This is a genomic window from Chryseobacterium sp. KMC2, assembly GCF_016756935.1.
Taxonomy (GTDB): Bacteria; Bacteroidota; Bacteroidia; order Flavobacteriales; family Weeksellaceae; genus Chryseobacterium; species Chryseobacterium rhizosphaerae.
Window position 1 is genome coordinate 1 of the sequence record NZ_JAESIT010000035.1, and the last position, 21,174, is coordinate 21,174.

General features: G+C 40.5%; 1 protein-coding gene. It reads right to left on the minus strand.

The window, feature by feature from the left end:
• Nucleotides 1-21,174 (minus strand): non-ribosomal peptide synthase/polyketide synthase (locus tag JML65_RS23215; protein WP_202272471.1); only part of this gene is annotated, 21,174 nt, incomplete at both ends.

A 21,174-nucleotide genomic window follows, 5' to 3' on the forward strand; every position in this document is an offset into this window, starting at 1 on the left:
GAAGTCTCAACGACGGATAAGCGGCCTGGGTACGTTTCCAGGAATCTTTTAACTTCTCTTCATTTATTTTACTATGGTAGTCCCAGATCAACTGTACCCTGTAGGCATCATCTTTATCTCCCTGGTTCAACGCATGGTACACAAAGCCTTCCTGTAAGCTGTTCGCTAAATAAACCCCTTCAATTTCCCCTTTCTCCTGAATACCCAATAGCTGATCCTGTTCTACAATATAGTCTATATCCGATGGAGTAAGGTAACTGCTCTGTTCTGTTGAAAGCAGGGTAATGATAGATTCCAGGTGACTCTTAAAGCCCTCAGACAGTAAGGTAATCTCTTCTTCACTCAGGTAACCGGTAACACCAAAACGTAATTGTCCATCCACAACAGCTCCATTGATGCTGATGTAATGACTGTCACGGTTATTGCTTCCTACACCTAACCCGCTGTCTTCAGCCGCGATAAACCAGGTCTTCTCTCCAGAGACATCTTCCTGGTCTAACTGGCCAAGATAATTGAAGCTGATCTTAGGTAAGCTTCTCTCCGTATACCCAATCAAACTGCCATACCCTATTCCATTGTTTGGAATACGTCTCAGGGATTCTTTGGTCAATACTACTGTATCAGAAAGTCCTTTTCCTTTCTTCAACAGTAATGGATACATCGTGGTAAACCAACCTACCGTCTCCGTAATATCCAAATTCCCAAAGACTTCTTCACGACCATGGCTCTCCAGCAATACGGAATGGCTTTCCTCTCCGGTTAATCCTGAAAGTGAAAGGGATAACGCTGAGAGAAGAAGATCATTGATCTGGGTATGGTATGCATGATGCGTCTTTCTGATAAGTAATTCGGTCATTTCTTTGCTCAGGATAAGATGACCATGGTGGTAATCTTTACCTATGAAACGACTCAGCATAGTATTGTTAGATTCTACGGTTTCTGCTGTAGCATTCCAGTACAATAGTTCCTGAGCCCGGGATTCCGGATTTTCTGTTTTATAGTTTCGCACAGCTTCCACCCATTGCCTGTAGCTCGTTCCTTTTACATGAGCTGTAATATATTCTGTATCTCCTTTTTCAAGAGACTGGTAAATATTCTTTAAGTCTTCAGTAATAATCCTCCAGCTTACGGCATCAATGATCAAATGGTGAAGGGCAAAGTACATCCTTGCGCTGCCATCTGCATAACCACTGATATAACCGATCTGACACAATGGTCCGTTTTCAATATCAAAGCCGGACTGCCACTCTGTAAATACATGAGAAAGCTCTTCTGGATTTAATCCGGAAGCATCCAGATAATGGATACCCGGTACGGCTTCCACACTGCCATATACCTGGGTATAAACACCATCTGCTTTTGGATAATAAAGTCTGAATGCATCATGTCTTTCCACTAAATGGTGGATGGAGGTTTCCAGTAACTCTTTATCAAGCTCTGGCACATTGATCAAAAAGGCCTGATTCCAGTGATTGAAATCTCCAAGATAACCCTGTTCTTTCTGGCTGAAGAACCAATCCTGAACAGGAAGTAACGAAACTTTTCCGTCTAATATGCCTTGCTCGGAAAGGATATGGTCTCCTTCTGTCTGTTTCTTTTCTTCTATGAGTAACGACAATGATGATACGCTGCGGGCCGTAAAGACTTCTTTTACACTTAGCCTTACTTCTAATTGTTGTCTGATTCTTCCTACCAGCTGGATACTGATAATACTGTCTCCTCCTAAACGGAAGAAATCATCTTCGACACTGATCCCTGCAACATCAAGACCCAAAACATCGCCATAGATCTGGCACAGTTTAGCCTGAAGATCAGTTTGGGGAGCAATATAATCTTTGCTGCCCGTAAAATCAGGTTCAGGAAGTTGTCTTCTGTCAAGCTTTCCATTGATCGTTAATGGCAAGGCTGTTAAATGTACAAAAGCACTCGGTACCATATATTCCGGTAAACTCGCGGAAAGATGTTCAGAAAGAAGATTGGAATCAACCTCAGCATCAGATACATAATAGCCTGCAAGGTATTTCATCCCTGCTTTGTTTTCTTTAGCCAATACTGCGGTCTGACGGATGCCAGGGTAATGAAGCAGGGTATTTTCAATCTCCCCTAATTCAATTCTGTAGCCTCGGATTTTTACCTGGAAGTCATTTCGACCAACATATTCCAACTCGCCATTAGCCAGCCAGCGTACTAAGTCTCCAGTTTTGTATAAACGGCTGTTTTCTCCTCTTCCTTTTTGGGATAATGTCTGGAATGGATTTTCAAGGAAGCGTTCCTCAGTTAAATCCGGACGGTTTAAGTACCCTCGTGCAATTCCGGATCCTCCAATATAAAGCTCACCTACAGCTCCAACCGGAACTGCCCGCATATGGTTATCCAGCACATAAGTCGTCATATTCCCAATCGGACCTCCGATATTCAACGGATTACCATCTTCCTTGTAATAATGCAGCGTTGCACAAACCGTCCCTTCCGTAGGTCCATACTCATTGACAAGAATGATATTCTCTATATTTTTATCCAAAGCAGGGAAACTTTCTCCTCCTGCAAAAATCAATTTCAGATTGGTTCCATTGTTTACAACTTCTCTCAATAAAACTGGAGGAATAAACGATACTTCTATATTATTTTCTCTAATATATTCATTAAGTTCTCCTACAGATGTTCTAAGGTCATTGCTGTAAACCCACAAAGTGTTTCCATTACACAATACTGTGAGAGCTTCATAGACAAAGGCATCGAATACATAATTTGAGTAACATCCCACTTCCTGGAATTCTTCAAGTCGGTGAGCCTTAATCATTGATTTTATAAGATTTATCACCCCGGAATGTTCAATCATCACTCCTTTAGGGAGTCCTGTTGTACCACTGGTGTAGATGACATAGGCCAGATTATCTGAATTTACCTGGGTAACAGGATTATTTGAATCTGTGAGTTCAAGCTGTGCTTTAATGTTTACCTCATCTAAAGCGATACAATCTACCCCCAGGTCTTCCAACTTTTCTGTTGTGCTTTCCTGCCCTAAAACAAGTTTTGCATCGGTATCCTGAAGGATGTGTTTTATTCTGTCTGCAGGATAGGACGGATCCATTGGAACATAAGCTGCTCCTGTTTTCATTACAGCAAGAATTGCAATCAGCATATACTCTGAACGATCTAAACATAAAGGAATAATATCGTCAGGTTGAAGCTTGTATATTTCAAGAAGATAATGGGCCAAACGGTTCGATCGGTCATTCAACTCTCTGTAAGAAAGTCTGACATCCTGATATACTACTGCGGTTTGATCCGGAGTTTTCAACACCTGATTTTCAAATAACTGATGAACTGTCAGGTCTTTTGCATATTCTTCCCGCGTATCATTCCAGCTTTCCACGGTCATTTTATATTCTTCTTCCTTCAGCAGAGAAAGGCTGCAAACTCTTGTATCATGAATATCAACCTGAATCAATTGATCCAAAAGAAGCTGGTAAGATCCGGCCATACGGACAATTGTATCTTTTTTAAACAGAGATTTTGCATAATTGAACATGATACGGAGGTCTCCTCCATGATCATCAACCATTGTCGTCAGATCAAATTTTGCCGCCTGATAGTCTACTTCTCCATCAAAAGGATAGAATAAAATGTCTTCATCATTTACTTTAGCGTCTCCTCCTCCAAAACTTTGAAGGCCAAACATCACCTGGAAAATCGGGTGTCTGGAGGTATCCTGCTCTACTCCTAATTCTTCCACTAACTTCTCAAATGGAAGATCCTGATGAGACTGCGCTTCTGTGATTGATTTTGAAACCTGAAGAATGAAGTCTTTAAGGGTTTGCTCAGGATCAATACTTTCTCTCAGTGCCAATGTATTGACAAAGAAACCAATGATGTCTTCAAGCCCAGCATGGTGACGGTTCGCAATAGGGCTTCCTACTACGATATCATCCTGTCCTGAATAGGCAGAAAGCATCAGATAATAGCCTCCCAGCATCAAGCTGTACAGACTTACGCCCAATTCTTTTGAAAGGTTTCTTAATTTTTCTCCTCGTTCTGCATCCAGACTGAAGTATAGATTTTCCCCTTCGTAAGAAATTTGAGACGGTCGTCTGAAATCCGTAGGTAAATCTAAATTATGGAAATCATCAAGCTTATTTTTCCAATAGTCAATCTGCTTATCAAGACGTTCTCCTGCAAGATAATTACGCTGCCATAAAGCAAAGTCTTTGTACTGAACCTTTAATGGAGGAAGCTCTTCGATTTCTCTGCCGGAAAGCTTATAGTACATTGTTGCAAGTTCTTTCAGGAAGACATCTGTAGACCATCCGTCAAAAGCAATATGATGAACGACAACAGACAGATAATGATTGTTTTCTAAACTGAAAACATTTACTGCCACAGGAAGTTCTTCCTCTACACGGAATACCTTGTTGGCACACCTGTTTATATTCTCTTCTAATTCTTCTCTCGTTTTTACTGCTGTGATTTTAAATTCAGGAATAAGATCAGTAACCACCTGGTAACCCATTCCGTCTTCTGTAGTCCTGATCACCGAGCGCAGCACTTCATGGCGCATAATGACCATTTCCAGAGACTTCTGAAGAAGATCAAGCTGTATATTCTTATCCAACATTGTCGTGATAGGAATATTATAAGCACTGCTTCCTCCCTCATAAGACTCTATAAACCACAGTCTTTCCTGAGCAAAAGACAATCTTTGTTTTTCAGGAGAGTCTACTTTTACAGGAGTAATGATGATTTGTTCACCTGTATTATTTTCATCTGCTAAAACAGTTGAAAGAGAAGCAATCGTTTTATGATTGAAAACCTCAGTGACTCCTATCTGAAGTTTTAGTTCCTGCTTAATTTTTCCGATTAGTTTTATGGCCATGATACTGTTTCCTCCAAGCCTGAAGAAGTCATCATCGATACTTATACTGGATGGATCAACCTTCAGTACCTCACCATAAATATCACATAGTTTCGCCTGTAATTCATTTTCCGGAATGATCTGTTTTTTGTTCCCTGTAAAATCAGGTTCCGGAAGCTGCTTTCTGTCTAGCTTCCCATTGATTGTTAATGGTAAAACAGTCAAATGAACAAAAGCACTTGGCAACATATAATCCGGAAGAACTTCTGACAGGAAGTCAAAAAGCAGACCTGGATCTATGGATGAGTCTGACACATAATAGGCTGCCAGATATTTCATCCCTTCGTTATTTTCTTTTGCCAATACTGCCGCCTGACGGATATCAGGATACTGAAGCAATCTGTTTTCAATTTCTCCTAATTCAATTCTGTAGCCTCGGATTTTTACCTGGAAGTCATTACGTCCAATATATTCTAATTCTCCATGAGATAACCAACGTACTAAATCACCGGTTTTATATAATCGTCCGTTTTCACCTCTTTCCTTCTGCTCTGCAGTCTGGAACGGGTTTAGCATAAAGCGTTCTTCCGTAAGTTCCGGTCTGTTTAAATACCCTCTGGCAATACCTGCTCCTCCGATATAAAGCTCTCCTATTACCCCTACAGGAACCTGACGAAGATTCTTATCCAATACGTAAGCCGTCATATTTCCGATGGCTTTTCCAATATTTAACGGATTACCATCTTCGTTATAATGGTGTAATGTGGCACACACTGTTCCTTCGGTTGGACCATAGGCGTTGATAATATCTACCCCATGTTCTTTATACAGAGCCATTACCTGAGGGCTCGTTACATCTCCGGCCACTACAAGTTTCTCTAAAGGAAGGATATACTCATCCGTCAAAAGAATTGGCGGAATAGTCGCTATACTGATATTATTTTCTTCTATATACTCCTGTAATTCGGAAAGATCAATTCTTTTTTCTTTTTCCAGTAAGTAGATGCTGTGCCCATAAGTAATTACAGGATACAGCTCCCATACATGGGCATCGAATACATAGCTCGCATACCACAGACAGTTTCTATGGATCGTTCCATCAGATTTCAATCCAAATTCTTTAGCTTCCTGTTCTATTAAGTTGGCTACATTTCTGTGTTCTATCATTACTCCTTTGGGAAGTCCTGTTGTTCCACTGGTATAAATAACATAAGCCAGGTTATCGGATGTGACTGTAGTAACAGGAGCTTCCGAAGATTCTCTCTTAACCTCATCCTGGAAAGCAACATGATCCAAGGAAATGGCATCTACATCCATCTTCTGTACCCTGTCTATTGCTTCTTCATCTCCAAGAACCAGTTTTGCTCCTGTATCATGAAGAATATGTTCTATCCTATCTGCGGGATATGAAGGATCCATTGGTACATAAGCGGCTCCGGCCTTCAATACGGCTAATATTGCAATAAGCATATGTTCTGATCTTTCCAAACATAATGGGATCAGATCATCTGGCTGAAGATCATAAGTCCTGATCAGATAATTGGCCAGTCGATTAGCTCTATTGTTCAGCTCACTATAGGATAACTTAATATTCTTGTAAACCAATGCAATGTGATCAGGAGTTTTTGAAACCTGGTTTTCAAACAGTTCATGAATCGTTTTATCCGAAGACTCTGCAGAAACCGTATGGTTCCAGGATTCTATAACTTTCAACTGATTTTCCGAAACATATGAAAGCTGGTCTGAAGTGATCTCCCAGTTTTCTAATACCTGTCCTAAAACAGACTTCATCCCTTCCATCAGCTGCTCCATGGTTTGCGTCTCAAAAAGAACGCCTTCGTAATTGATTTTCATCGTTACGCTCTCTCCCTGTTCATACGCCATTATTCCCAGCGGATAGTCCAGTTTTTCTACAGAACCTTTGAAAATAAATCCTAATTCATTACTGTCATCTCCTCCTGTTGGTACCGGATAGTTTTCATACACAAATAAACTGCTGAACATGCGTCGTGCATCATGTTGAAGCTCACCGAGGCTGACATCACTGTGTGTATTAAGCTCACTGATTCTCTGCTGGATATCGGAAATAATATCCACCACTTTACCTTCCGTATGCTCTACAATAAGTGGAAGCGTATTAATAAACAACCCGGCAGATGATTCTATGTCATCAACAGGAAGGCTTCTTCCGGACACTGTAGTTCCTACCACCGTTGTTTCTACTCCACTATGCATACCAAGTTGGCTATGCCACAGATATTGCAGAACAGCATTCACCGTAAATCCATTTTTGGCAGTGAATTTTTTCAGTTGTTGGTACTGATCATCTGCCAACGTCATTTTTACAAACTGATGATCCTGTATCTGACGGTAGGTTCCAAGGTCAATATGCCTTTGAGATTCCTTCATCAAACTGCTTAAATCTTCCTGATCCTGAAGCAGACTCATATAGCTATTCCAGAAACTTCGGCTGCTGTCTTTATGTTGCTGAAGATATTTCTGAGTATTGATATAGGCATGATCCAGCACAAAGTCCGGATCCTGTTTTTTAATAAGATTCAGATAGATATCATGGATGCTTTTGAGCACAATCGGCATACTCCATCCATCCAAAACAGCATGGTGATTACTGAATAGGCATGTATAATGTTTATCTGAACGCTTAAACAGATATATTCTGAACAGACCTCCTTTTGACAGGTCATATACTTCAAAACGGTCTTTCTGAGTGCGATCGCGGATCAATTCTTCCTGTTGGATCTCCTCCATTCCACTTAAATCCTCAAATCTCCAGTCAAGTGGGCTTTCCTTGTCGATAATCTGAACAATCTCTCCACTCCAGTTGAATCTGAGCCTCAATGCCGGGAACTGTTGTTGGGTATAGAACCACGCTTTTTTAAGCGTTTCAACATTCATTTCAGACATATAATCCCAAATCAGCTGCACCCGGTACGCATCATCCGTATCCCCTTGTTTTAGAGCATGATATACAAACCCTTCCTGTAAACTGTTAGCTAAGAATACTCCTTCCACTTCTCCATTTTCCTGGATAGCGTCAAGCTGTTCTTTGTTTACAATGTTCTCTATATCTGAAGGGGTAAGGAAGCTTCGTGTATTTTTAGAAAGTTCGTCTATAATATCAATAATATACTCTTTAAACTTCTGAGTAACCTGTTTCACCTGATCCTGAGGAAGATGTGCGGAAACACTGAAGCGAAGCTGACCGTCTACAACAGCACCATTAATTCCTATGATATAGCTTTCTTTATTGGATATTCCGATAGAAAGTCCACTATCTTCCGCTGCAATAAACCATGTTTTTTCAGCAGAACTGTCTTCCTGGTCAAGCTGTCCAAGATAGTTGAAGCTTATTTTGGGAAGTTCATATTGTGTATATCCCACAAGGCTTCCATAACCAATCCCATTATCCGGAATGCTTCTCAATGCCTCTTTAGTCAATACTACCGTATCATTGAGGTTTTCCCCAGTTTCCAGTAATAACGGATACATTGAAGTGAACCATCCCAGTGTTTCTGTAATGTCTAAGTGAGGGAAGACATCTTCACGCCCATGGCTTTCCAGTAAAACCGCATGACGGGATTCTCCTGTAAGCTCTGTAAGGGCTGAAGCTAATGCCGATAATAGCAGATCATTAATCCTTGTCTGATATACATGATGGCTACCTCTGATAAGCTTTTCTGTATTTTCTTTATCTAAAAGAAGAACATCATGGTTACTTTCCGGTATAGAAATAGCCTCCAATGTTTTATTAATTCCATGGACTATTTCTGTCGTTTTATTCCAGTAAGTAAGTTCTTTATCTCTGGATTCCGGAGTTTCTTTTTTATATCCTTTTACAGCATCCACCCATTGACGGTAGCTGCTTCCTTTTTGGGCTGCTTTAAAGTCTTCTCCTCTTTCAAGAGTCTGATATATGTTCTTTAAGTCATCGGTAATGATTCTCCAGCTTACTGTATCGATGATCAGGTGATGGAATGCAAAGAAGATTCTGGTGCTTCCATCTTCATATCCTGTTATATACGCAATACGGTACAGCGGTCCTTTTTCTATATCAAACTGGGCATGCCACTGGGTAAAGAGCTGGGAAAGCTCCTCCATTGTCTTCCCTGAAGTATCAAGATAGTTGATTTCCGGAGTGGCTTCTAATCCATATTGTTGGGAATACATTCCATTTTCTTTTGGATAATGGATTCTAAATGCATCATGTTTTTCAATGAGCAGGCGGACGCTTTTCTCCAAAAGTTCCTTATTTAGCTGAGGTACATTGATCAGGAAGGACTGGTTCCAATGATTGAAGTCTACCAAATATCCTAATTCTTTCTGACTGAAGAACCATTCCTGGATCGGAAGTAATGAAACTTTTCCGTCCAATATTCCTTGTTCTGCCAAAATATGGATTGCTTCATTTTGACCTTTCTCTTCGATAAGTAAAGACAAAGCAGCAGCAGTTCTGGCCGTAAATACTTCTTTAACACTTAGTCTTATATCCAGTTGCTGTCTGATTCTTCCTACCAGCTGAATACTGATGATACTGTCTCCTCCTAAACGGAAGAAATCGTCTTCGATACTGATACCTTTAGCATCAAGACCCAAAACATCACCATAGATCTGGCACAATTTAACCTGAAGATCGGTTTTTGGAGCAATATAATCTTTACCTCCCGTGAACTCTGGTTCAGGAAGCTGTTTTCTGTCCAGTTTTCCATTGATTGTTAATGGCAAAGAGGTTAAATGAACAAAAGCACCCGGTATCATATATTCCGGTAAACTTGCAGAAAGGTGTTCAGAAAGGAGATTGGAATCAATCGCTGAATCTGAGACATAATAGCCTGCCAGGTATTTTAAGCCTGCTTTATTTTCTTTGGCCAAAACAGCTACCTGACGGACCCCAGGATAATGAAGCAGGGTATTTTCAATCTCCCCTAATTCAATTCTGTAGCCCCTGATTTTTACCTGGAAGTCATTTCTTCCGATGTATTCAAGCTCGCCATTGGCTAACCAGCGTACTAAATCGCCTGTTTTATATAAGCGTTCATTCTGACCTCCCGTCTTTTGATCTTCGGTCTGGAACGGATTTAATATGAATCGTTCTTCGGTTAAATCCGGTCTGTTTAAATAGCCTCTGGCAATACCTGCCCCTCCGATATAAAGCTCACCTACAGCTCCAACCGGAACAGCCCGCATATGGTTGTCCAGTACATAACTTGTCATATTTCCGATAGGTCCTCCGATATTTAATGGATTTCCATCTTCATTATAGTGATGCAGTGTGGCACAAACAGTTCCTTCCGTAGGACCATAAGCATTAATGATATCTACTCCTTCAGCCTGATAAAGAGCCATCAATTGTGGATTTGTTACATCTCCAGCTACGACAAGCTTTTCTAAAGGCAGAATATAATCTTTGGTTAAAAGAACAGGCGGTATAGTGGCAATACGGATATGATTGGTTTCTATATACTGTTGTAAAGCAACAATATCGGTCTGTTTTTCTGTGTCTAAAATATAGATACTGTGACCATGAGTAATCACAGGGTACAACTCCCATACATGGGCATCAAACACGTAATTAGCATACCAAAGACAGTTTTTAAGCCCGTCAGAAATCAACCCAAATTCTTTAGCTTCCTGTTGTATTAAGTTAGCTACATTTCTATGTTCCACCATTACTCCTTTTGGAAGTCCTGTTGTTCCACTGGTGTAGATGACATAGGCCAGGTTTTCAGGTGTAACTGAAGTAACCGGATTATTTGAATCTGTGAGTTCAAGTTGTGCTTTAAAGGAAATATCATCTAAGGAAATGGATTCTACAGCCAGATTTTGTACTTTCTCTGCCGTACTTTCCTGACCAAGAATCAACCTTGCCCCTGTATCCTGAAGAATATGTTCTATTCTGTCCACCGGATAAGACGGATCCATCGGTACATAGGCAGCTCCCGATTTCAAAACTCCCAATATTGCAATCAGCATATTCTCAGAGCGCTCTAAACACAGAGGAATAATATCGTCAGGTTGAATATTGTAATTTCCTATAAGGTAATTCGCCAGACGATTTGCCCTGTTATTTAATTCTATATAGGATAAATGAACATCCTGGTATACCAAAGCGATATGATCCGGAGTCTTTGAAACCTGATTTTCAAATAGCGTATGAATGGTTTCTTCCCCATATGCAGAGGCTGTAGTATTCCAGTCCTCAGTTATTTTTTTATGAATATCTGCAGGTATTAGAGAAAGGTCACAAAGCTTAACATTTTCAAGTGTGTGCTCATGAACACCAAAAGCCTGTTCAAGAATATACTGATAGGAACCAATCATATTATTGACCGTTTCTCTAGCGAAAATAGTCTTGCCATAATTAAACATTCCGCGGATCGTTTCTTCACCATCATCAATCATAGTCGTCAGATCAAACTTCGCAACCTGATAGTCTACTTCTCCCTCGAAAGGAGAAAATAAAGCTTCCCCATCATGGGTATCTCTACCAAAACTCTGAAGGCCAAACATCACCTGGAAGACCGGATGTCTGGATGTATCCTGTTCCACTCGTAATTCTTCCACTAACTTTTCAAATGGAAGATCCTGATGAGACTGGGCTTCTGTTACCGATTTTGATACCTGAAGGATAAAGTCTCTCAGGCTCTGTTCAGGATTAATATTTTCTCTTAATGCTAGGGTATTGACAAAGAAACCAATGATATCTTCGAGTCCTGCATGATGACGGTTGGCAATAGGGCTTCCCACTACAATATCATCCTGTCCAGAGTAGGCAGAAAGCATCAGGTAATATCCACCCAGCATGACACTGTATAAACTCACTCCCAGTTTTCTGGATGTATTTCTAAGGCTTTGAGCTACTTTTGGATCTACCGTAAAATTAATAGTTTCTCCTTCATAGGATACCTGAGGCGGTCTTTTGAAATCTGCCGGCAAGTTAAGATTCTGGAAATCATCAAGTTTACTTTTCCAATACCCAAGCTGGCTATTCAATCGATCTCCCGTCAGATAATTTCTCTGCCATAAAGCAAAGTCTTTATATTGAATCTTTAATTCCGGAAGCTGAGGTGATTTTCCATTGATAAGAGCTTCGTAAGCCGTCTGTATTTCCTGTAAGAATATATCGGTAGACCAACCATCAAAAGCAATGTGATGGATGACCACTGACAGGTAATGATTACCTCCTAACCTGAAAATATTAACTTCTATAGGAAGTTCTTCGTCCAGACGGAAAACCTTATTTGAAATTCTGTTGATCTCCTCATCAAGTTCCGTTCTTGTTTCTACATGATGCATATGCATTTCCGGAACACGATCTGTCACCAGCTGATAGCCTTTGCCTTCCTCTGTAGAAAGGATCATACTTCGTAAAACTTCATGACGCATTACAATCGTTTCCAGCGCTTTGCAAAGGGCTGAAATATCTGTCTTCTCATTAAGACGAACGGTCATCGGAATATTATAGGCACTACTTCCTCCTTCATAGGTTTCTATAAACCAAAGTCTTTCCTGAGCAAAGGATAACCTCTGTTCTTCCGGAGAATTGACTTTTACAGGGGTAATACTTACCTGCTCATCATTATTCTGATTGGCTAATGCGTTTGAAAGTGAGGCTACTGTTTTATTACCAAATATTACAGCAACTCCCACCTGAGTATTCAACGTACGTTTGATACCGCTAATCAATTTTATCGCCATGATACTGTTTCCTCCAAGGCTGAAGAAATCGTCATTGATTCCAATTGTTCCTGCATCCAGACCCAGAACTTCTCCATAAATCTGACACAGTCTTTCCTGCAACTCATTCTCTGGTGCCGTGTATTCTCTGCCTCCCGTAAACTCAGGCTCAGGCAGTTGTCTCCTGTCCAGTTTTCCATTAATCGTTAATGGTAAAGAGGTTAAATGGACAAATGCAGCAGGAACCATATATTCCGGTAAAGCTTCCGATAAGAAAGACGTAAGGTGACCGGTGTCTATAGAAGTATCTGATACATAATACCCTACAAGATATTTCATCCCCGCTTTGTTTTCTTTAGACAATACTACGGATTGTCTTACTTCAGCATATTCCTGAAGTCTGTTTTCGATCTCTCCTAATTCTATCCTGTAACCTCGGATCTTAACCTGGAAGTCGTTTCTGCCAATGTATTCTAATTCCCCATCGGAAAGATAGCGGACAAGGTCTCCCGTTTTATACAGGATTCCGTTCTTACCTGAAGCTTTCTCTTCCAAAGTCTGGAAAGGGTTCGCAATGAAACGTTCGGCTGTTAATTCTGCTCTGTTTAAGTAGCCTCGGGCAATCCCGGCTCCTCCCACATACAATTCTCCTACAGCTCCGATAGGAACTGCCCGAAGATGATTATCTAAAATATACATCCCCTGATCCGGAATATTCTCTCCGATCAGAGATGCTCTGTCTAAGTCTTCTACACTCAGCTTCTTATAGGTTACATGGACCGTGGTCTCTGTAATACCATACATGTTAATCAACGTTGGTGCGGAACGGTAACGTTCATACCAAGGTTTTAAGGAGGCCAGGTTTAAGGCTTCACCTCCGAATATAACATAGCGAAGACTGCTTAGATCTTCTGCACGCTGAAGGGCGGTATCGATAAACTGATAGAAAGCGGTTGGTGTCTGGTTGAGCACCGTAAGACCTTCTTTCAGACATAAACTGAAGAATAAATTTGTGTCTTTGGTCTGTTCTGAGGACGGTACCAATAGCTTTCCGCCGTAGAAAAAGGCGCCCCAGATTTCCCATACACTAAAGTCAAACACATACGAATGGAATAAACTCCATACATCCTGGTCATTGAAATGATACCAGTGATCGGTAGCACTAAACAAACGTGCTACGTTTCGGTGAATTTGCATTACACCTTTTGGCATTCCTGTCGTTCCACTCGTATAGATCACATAGGCAAGGTGGTCAGGACCGACCTCGGTGACTGGGTTGGAAGTACTGCTCTCAGCAAGGGTTCTTTCCTGTTCTGCATCATTCAGCACAAGTACTGAGGTAGCAATTCCACTGCAGGCTTCCTGAACTGTTGATGCTGCAATGCTATGAGCCAGCACTATTTTCGCCCCGGTATCTTCCAGGATATGACGGATTCGCTCTACAGGATATGACGGATCCATAGGAACATACGCTCCGCCGGCTTTTAGAACTCCCAAAATAGCTGTCAGCATATCTGCTGAACGTTCTAAACATAATGGAACAAGGTCATCAGGCTGAAGGTCGTAAGTTTCAATAAGGTAATGAGCCAGACGGTTTGAACGATCATTAAGCTCACGGTAAGACATCCTTACATCCTGATATACTACGGCTATGTGATCCGGAGTTCTTTCAACCTGGGCTTCAAATAATGCCTGAATTGTTGTGTCACTCGCATAATCACTTTCCGTAGACCATAACCCTGATAGCTGAGTGTATTGGTCCTGAGGAATAAGGTTGAGTTCAGATAATGTAAGGTTTTCCTGCTGATTAATTCCTGCGATCTGATCAAGCATGAACAGATAAGAATTCATCATATTTTTAACTGTTTCTTTTGAATAAACAGCTTTAGCATAGTTGAACATACCCTGTAAAGTCTCCCCTATATCATTGATCATCGTGGTAATATCAAACTTAGCCACCTGATAGTCTACATTTCCGTTAAAAGGATGAAGTATCGTCTTTTCATTTTCAGATGGAGCAACATCTTCACCAAAGCTTTGAAGACCAAACATCACCTGGAAAACCGGATGACGGGAGGTGTCTTGCTCTACTCCCAGCTCTTCCACTAATTTTTCAAATGGAAGATCCTGATGAGACTGGGCCTCTGTCACCGATTGAGCCACCTGTAGAATGAAATCTTTTACCCTTTGACCCGGGTCAATGTTTTCTCTTAATGCAAGAGTATTCACGAAGAACCCTATCATATCTTCAAGTCCTACATGGTGTCGGTTGGCAATAGGGCTTCCTACTATGATATCGTCCTGTCCGGAATAGGCTGAAAGCGTCAGGTAATATCCACCCAATACTATGCTGTATAAACTTACCCCAAGGTCTTTCGAAAGGTTTTTCAACCTTAGGGTCTTCTCTGCATCCAGGCTAAAGTACAGATTCTCTCCATCATAAGATATTTGAGATGGTCTCTTGAAATCTGCTGCTAAATCAAGGTTTTGGAATCCACTCAATTTGTTTTTCCAATAGCTGATCTGCTGGTCAAGACGTTCTCCTGTAAGATAATTACGCTGCCATAAAGCAAAGTCTTTATATTGAATTTTTAAGCCAGGAAGCTCATGCGGTCTTCCTTCTGTAATGGCATTGTAAATATGGACTAATTCTTTTAAGAATACTTCTGTAGACCATCCGTCAAATGCAATATGGTGTATAACAATAGACAGATAGTAAGATTCTTCTAATTTAAATATATTGATATCTACCGGTAATTCTTCTTCCAAACGGAAGATTTTATTGGCTACACTGCTTACTTTTTCTTCAAGCTCCGCCATTGTCTTCACCTCATGCTGATGTATGGCTGGAATATCATCTACCACAGACTGCCATCCTATTCCGTTATCGGTAGTACGAATAACTGAACGAAGTACTTCATGACGCATTATAATAGCGTCTAGAGCTTTACACAGTATTGAAATATCCGCTTTTTCATCCAAACGGAAGATCATCGGGATATTATAAGCACTGCTTCCACCTTCGTAATTTTCTATAAACCAAAGCCTTTCCTGTGCGAAAGATAACCTTTGTTCTTCCGAAGTGTTGACTTCTACAGGAGTAATCGTAATCTGCTCTCCTCTGTTGTTTTCATCTGCCAGAATATGTGAAAGAGAAGCAATTGTTTTATGACTGAAAATCACGGCTACTTCTACTCTTATATCCAGCACCTGCTTGATCTTACTGATCAGTTTTATGGCCATGATACTGTTTCCTCCTAATCTGAAGAAATCATCATGGATACTGATACTTTCAGCATCAAGACCTAATACTTCGCCATAGATATAACATAGTTTAGTCTGTAATTCGGTTTCAGGAGCAACATAATTTTTGCTTCCTGTAAACTCCGGTTCCGGAAGTTGTTTTCTGTCCAGTTTTCCATTGATCGTTAATGGCAAGGCTGTTAAATGAACAAAAGCACTCGGGACCATATATTCCGGTAAGCTCGCGGAAAGGTGTTCCGAGAGTAAATTGGAGTCAATCTGAGAATCTGACACATAGTATCCTGCCAGGTATTTTAATCCTGCTTTATTTTCTTTAGCCAGAACAGCGACCTGACGGATTCCAGGATAATCAAGCAATATATTTTCAATCTCGCCTAGCTCAATTCTATACCCTCTGATCTTCACCTGGAAGTCATTTCGACCTACATATTCCAGTTCGCCATTGGATAACCAGCGTACTAAGTCACCCGTTTTGTATAAACGGCTGTTTTCTCCTTTTTCTTTTTGCGCTAGCGTTTGGAATGGATTGTCAAGGAAGCGTTCTTCTGTCAGCTCTGACTGGTTTAAGTAACCTCTGGCAATACCTGCTCCCCCTATATAAAGCTCTCCTACAGCACCCACAGGAACAGCACGATGTTGGCTGTCAAGAACATATGCTGTAGTATTTGCTATAGGCCCACCGATATTCAATGGGTTGTTGTCTTCTTTGTAGTAATGTAATGTAGCACAGACCGTTCCTTCGGTAGGTCCATACTCATTAACAAGAATGATATCCTCTATATTTTTATCCAAAGCAGGGAAACTCTCTCCTCCGGCAAAAATCAGCTTCAGATTGGTTCCGTTGTCTACCACTTCTCTCAATAAAACCGGTGGAATAAATGAAACCTCTATATTATTTTCTTTAATATACTCATTAAGCCCGCTTACTGATGTTCTAAGATCATTGCTGTAAAGCCATAATGTATTTCCATTACACAAGACCGGGAAGGCCTCATACACAAAAGCATCAAAAACATAATTTGAGTAACATCCTACTTCCTGAAATTCTTCAAGTCGGTGAGCCTTAATCATTGATTCTATAAGGTTTATCACTCCGGAATGTTCAATCATTACTCCTTTAGGAAGTCCTGTTGTTCCACTGGTATAGATGACGTAGGCCAGATTGCCGGAATTCACTTTAGTAGCAGGGTTTTTAGACTCTGCTATTTCAAGCTGTGCTTTAAGACTGACATTATCCAGAGATAATAGCCCGATATTTTCTAAACCACCTATCTTTTCTGCAGATTTTTCTTCTGTAAGAACTATTGTAGCATTAGTATCCTGAAGGATATGTTTTATTCTGTCCACAGGATACGAAGGATCCATTGGCACATAAGCAGCTCCCGCTTTCATTACAGCAAGAACCGCAATCAGCATATGCTCTGAACGATCTAAGCATAAAGGAATAATATCATCAGGTTGAAGATTGTACGTTTCGATCAGATAATTAGCCAGGCGGTTTGATCTCTCGTTAAGCTCTCTGTAAGAAAGTTGAACGTCCTGATATACCAGTGCTGTCTGATCCGGAGTTTTCAACACCTGATTTTCAAATAGCTGATGTACCGTCATTTCTGCCTGATACTCCGTATGGGTGGTGTTCCATACTTCCGTTACTTTTTTATACTGTTCCTGTGGAATAAAATTGAGTTCTGAAAGCCTGATATCTTTCTGTCCTTCTGTTTCCGCTATTTGATTCAGTAAAAATTCATAGGAATGGATCATATTACCGACGGTCTCTTTTGAGAAAATCGCTTTAGCGTAATTGAACATTCCATGTATATTTTCTCCACCATCGTCAATCATGGTAGTCAGGTCAAATTTCGCAACCTGATAATCTATTTCCCCATCAAAAGGATAAAATAAAGCATCTCCGTTATTTTCAGAAGAAGCATCTCCTCCAAAATTCTGCAGTCCGAACATCACCTGGAAAACAGGGTGTCTGGAAGTATCCTGCTCTACTCCTAATTCTTCTACCAGCTTCTCAAATGGAAGGTCCTGATGAGACTGCGCCTCTGTTACGGATTTTGATACCTGTAAAATAAAGTCTTTAAGGTTCTGTTCTGCATCAATTTTTTCTCTTAACGCAAGGGTATTGACAAAGAACCCGATGATGTCTTCAAGACCGGCATGATGACGGTTCGCAATAGGGCTTCCCACTACGATATCATCCTGTCCGGAATACGCTGAAAGCATCAGGTAATATCCACTAAGCATTACACTGTACAGACTGACCCCAAGTTCTTTTGAGAGGTTTTTTAATTTTTCGCCCTGCTCTGCATTCAGACTGAAGTACAGGTTTTCTCCTTCGTAAGAAATTTGGGAAGGTCTCTTGAAATCCGTAGCCAAATCAAGGTTCTGGAAATCAGCAAGTTGATCTTTCCAGTAGCCAATCTGCTGATCAAGAAGCTCTCCTGCAAGATAATGACGTTGCCATAAGGCAAAATCTTTGTACTGGAATTGTAAAGCAGGCAGCTCAGAAGTATTGTCTTTATTAATCAGAGATCTATAAATCGTTTGTATCTCTTTGAGGAATATATCAGTAGACCATCCGTCAAAAGCGATGTGATGGATTACCATCGACATATAGTGCTGATCCTTGAGTTTGAAGATATTGATCTCTACAGGAGCTTCTTCATCCAGGCGGAAGATCCTATTGGCACATTTGTTTATGTATTGATCCAATTCTTCTCTTGTCTCTACTTCCGTTATTTTGAATTCCGGAATGAGATCCGTAACCACCTGATACCCTATTCCGTCTTCTGTAGTCCGGATTACCGAACGAAGGATCTCATGGCGCACGATAACCGCTTCAAGAGCTTTACATAGAACCGGAATATCCGTTTTCTGATCCAGAAGTGCTGTCATTGGAATATTATACGCACTACTTCCTCCTTCATAGGTTTCTATGAACCAAAGTCTTTCCTGGGCAAAAGATAATCGCTGTTCTTCAGGAGAATCAATGGCTACAGGAGTGATAATAACTTGTTCATAGGTCGTATTTTCTCTCAGAACTTTTTCCAGAGAAGCGACTGTTTTATTAGTGAATACCATGGCTACATCTACCTGTAACGCAAGGTTTTGTTTAATTTTACTGATCAGTTTGATGGACATGATACTGTTTCCTCCGAGACGGAAGAAATCATCATGGATACTGATACGCTCTGCATTAATCCCCAGGACTTCCCCATAAATCTGACAAAGCTTTTGCTGAAGCTCATTCTCAGGAGCGGTATATTCGCCTCCTCCGATAAATCCAGGCTCAGGAAGCTGTTTTCTGTCAAGTTTTCCGTTAACAGTAACAGGAAGGGTTACGAGATGTACAAAAGCCACCGGTACCATATATTCAGGTAAGGTCTCTGAGAGGAACTCTGAAAGCAGATGCGAATCAATTATAGAATCAGCTACATAATATCCGACAATATATTTCAATCCGGTATTATTTTCCTTTGCAAGAACTGCTACCTGGCGAATTCCCGGATATTGAAGAAGTCTGTTTTCAATTTCACCTAATTCAATACGGTATCCTCTTATCTTTACCTGGAAGTCATTTCTACCAATATATTCTATATTTCCAGCCGGAAGCCAACGAACAAGATCTCCTGTTTTATAAAGTCTGGCATTTGTATTTTTAGCCTTTTGATCTTCTGTCTGGAAAGGGTTTGCTATAAAGCGTTCCTGGGTAAGTTCCGGACGGTTCAAATACCCTCTTGTGATACCTGCTCCCCCAATGTAAAGCTCTCCCAAAGCCCCTACAGGAACTGGGTTCATATGACTATCAAGTATATAGGCCTTCATATTTCCGATAGGATGGCCGATACTGTTCATACTTTGATCCGTATTAATTATAGAAGTAACTGTCGTTTCCGTAGGTCCGTAGCAATTGATTAGCTTAAAATGCTTGTTTACCAATTTGGCATACAGATCATTGGTCAGAGCCTCTCCTCCAGACGCCAATCTTGTAAGGCTTTTAACCCTGGTAATATCAATATTCTGTAATACTGAAGGCGTAAGGTTGATATAGGAGGCATTATTATCATTAAGTATTTTCAAAAATACTTCTTCATTTAAAAAAGTTTTATCTTTTATAAACAACAAAGGATTTCCATTTAAAACAGCCATTAATATCTGTTCTATGGATGGATCAAATACATAGTTGGCAAATTGGAAAATAACATCTGATTCTCGCAGTTGATAGCGGGAATATACATCCTTAATCAGATTTATTATATTCCTATGTTCCACCATCACTCCTTTCGGCATGCCTGTTGTTCCACTTGTATAGATGACATAGACAAGGTTGCTGGAGGTAAGTTTTGTGATCGGGTTTCTGGAGTCTACATTTTTAATCGTTTTTTTGAATGCCTCTCCATCTAGGGATACAACTTCTAAATTTTCTGTATTCTGTATCCTGTCTATGGTATTCTCCTGAGCTAAAACGACTCTGGCATCCGTATCCTCCAATATGTATTTTATTCTGTCTACAGGAGAAGACGGATCTATTGGAACATAGGCCGCTCCAACTTTTATTACTCCTAAAATAGCAATCAACATATCCTCAGAACGTTCCAAACATAGTGGAACTAAGTCATCCGGCTGAAGGTCATATCTCTTGATCAGATAATTTGCCAGGCGGTTTACTCTTTCATTAAGCTCACGATAGGTTAATTTAATCTCCTGATATAGTAATGCTATATTGTCAGGAGTCTTCTCAACCTGCATCTCGAATAGTTCAGGAACTGTAGATGTATTCGGATAGGAAAAGTCTGTATCATTCCACTCCTCCATTATTTTTACAGATTCATCCGCTGTAATATAAGACAGGTCTTTCAGTTCGATTTGAGGATTTTTCAAAAGCTGGGTAAGGATTGTTTTCATTCCTTCGATAAGCCTTTCCATCACAGAATAATCAAAAAGATAGCCTTCAAAATTCAGAGCCACGGAAACTTCTTCTCCTCGCTCATAGGCTACTATCCCCAATGGATAATCAAGCTTTTCTACAGAATCCATGAATACAAATCCCAACTCATTACCCTCACCTCCTTTAGGTACCGGATAGTTCTCATACACAAATAAACTGCTGAAGATCCTTCGTCCATCATGGTGCAATGCTGCAAGGTTAATGTCACTGTGCGTATTGAGCTCACTGATCCTATTCTGAATCTCTGTGATCTGATCCACAACTCGCCCATCTTCATGACTCACAATCAATGGCAGCGTGTTGATATATAATCCCGCTGAAGATTCTATCCCATCAACCGGTAAGCTTCTTCCTGAAACCGTTGTCCCTACAACACTCGTCCCTAAACCACTGTAAATACTCAGCT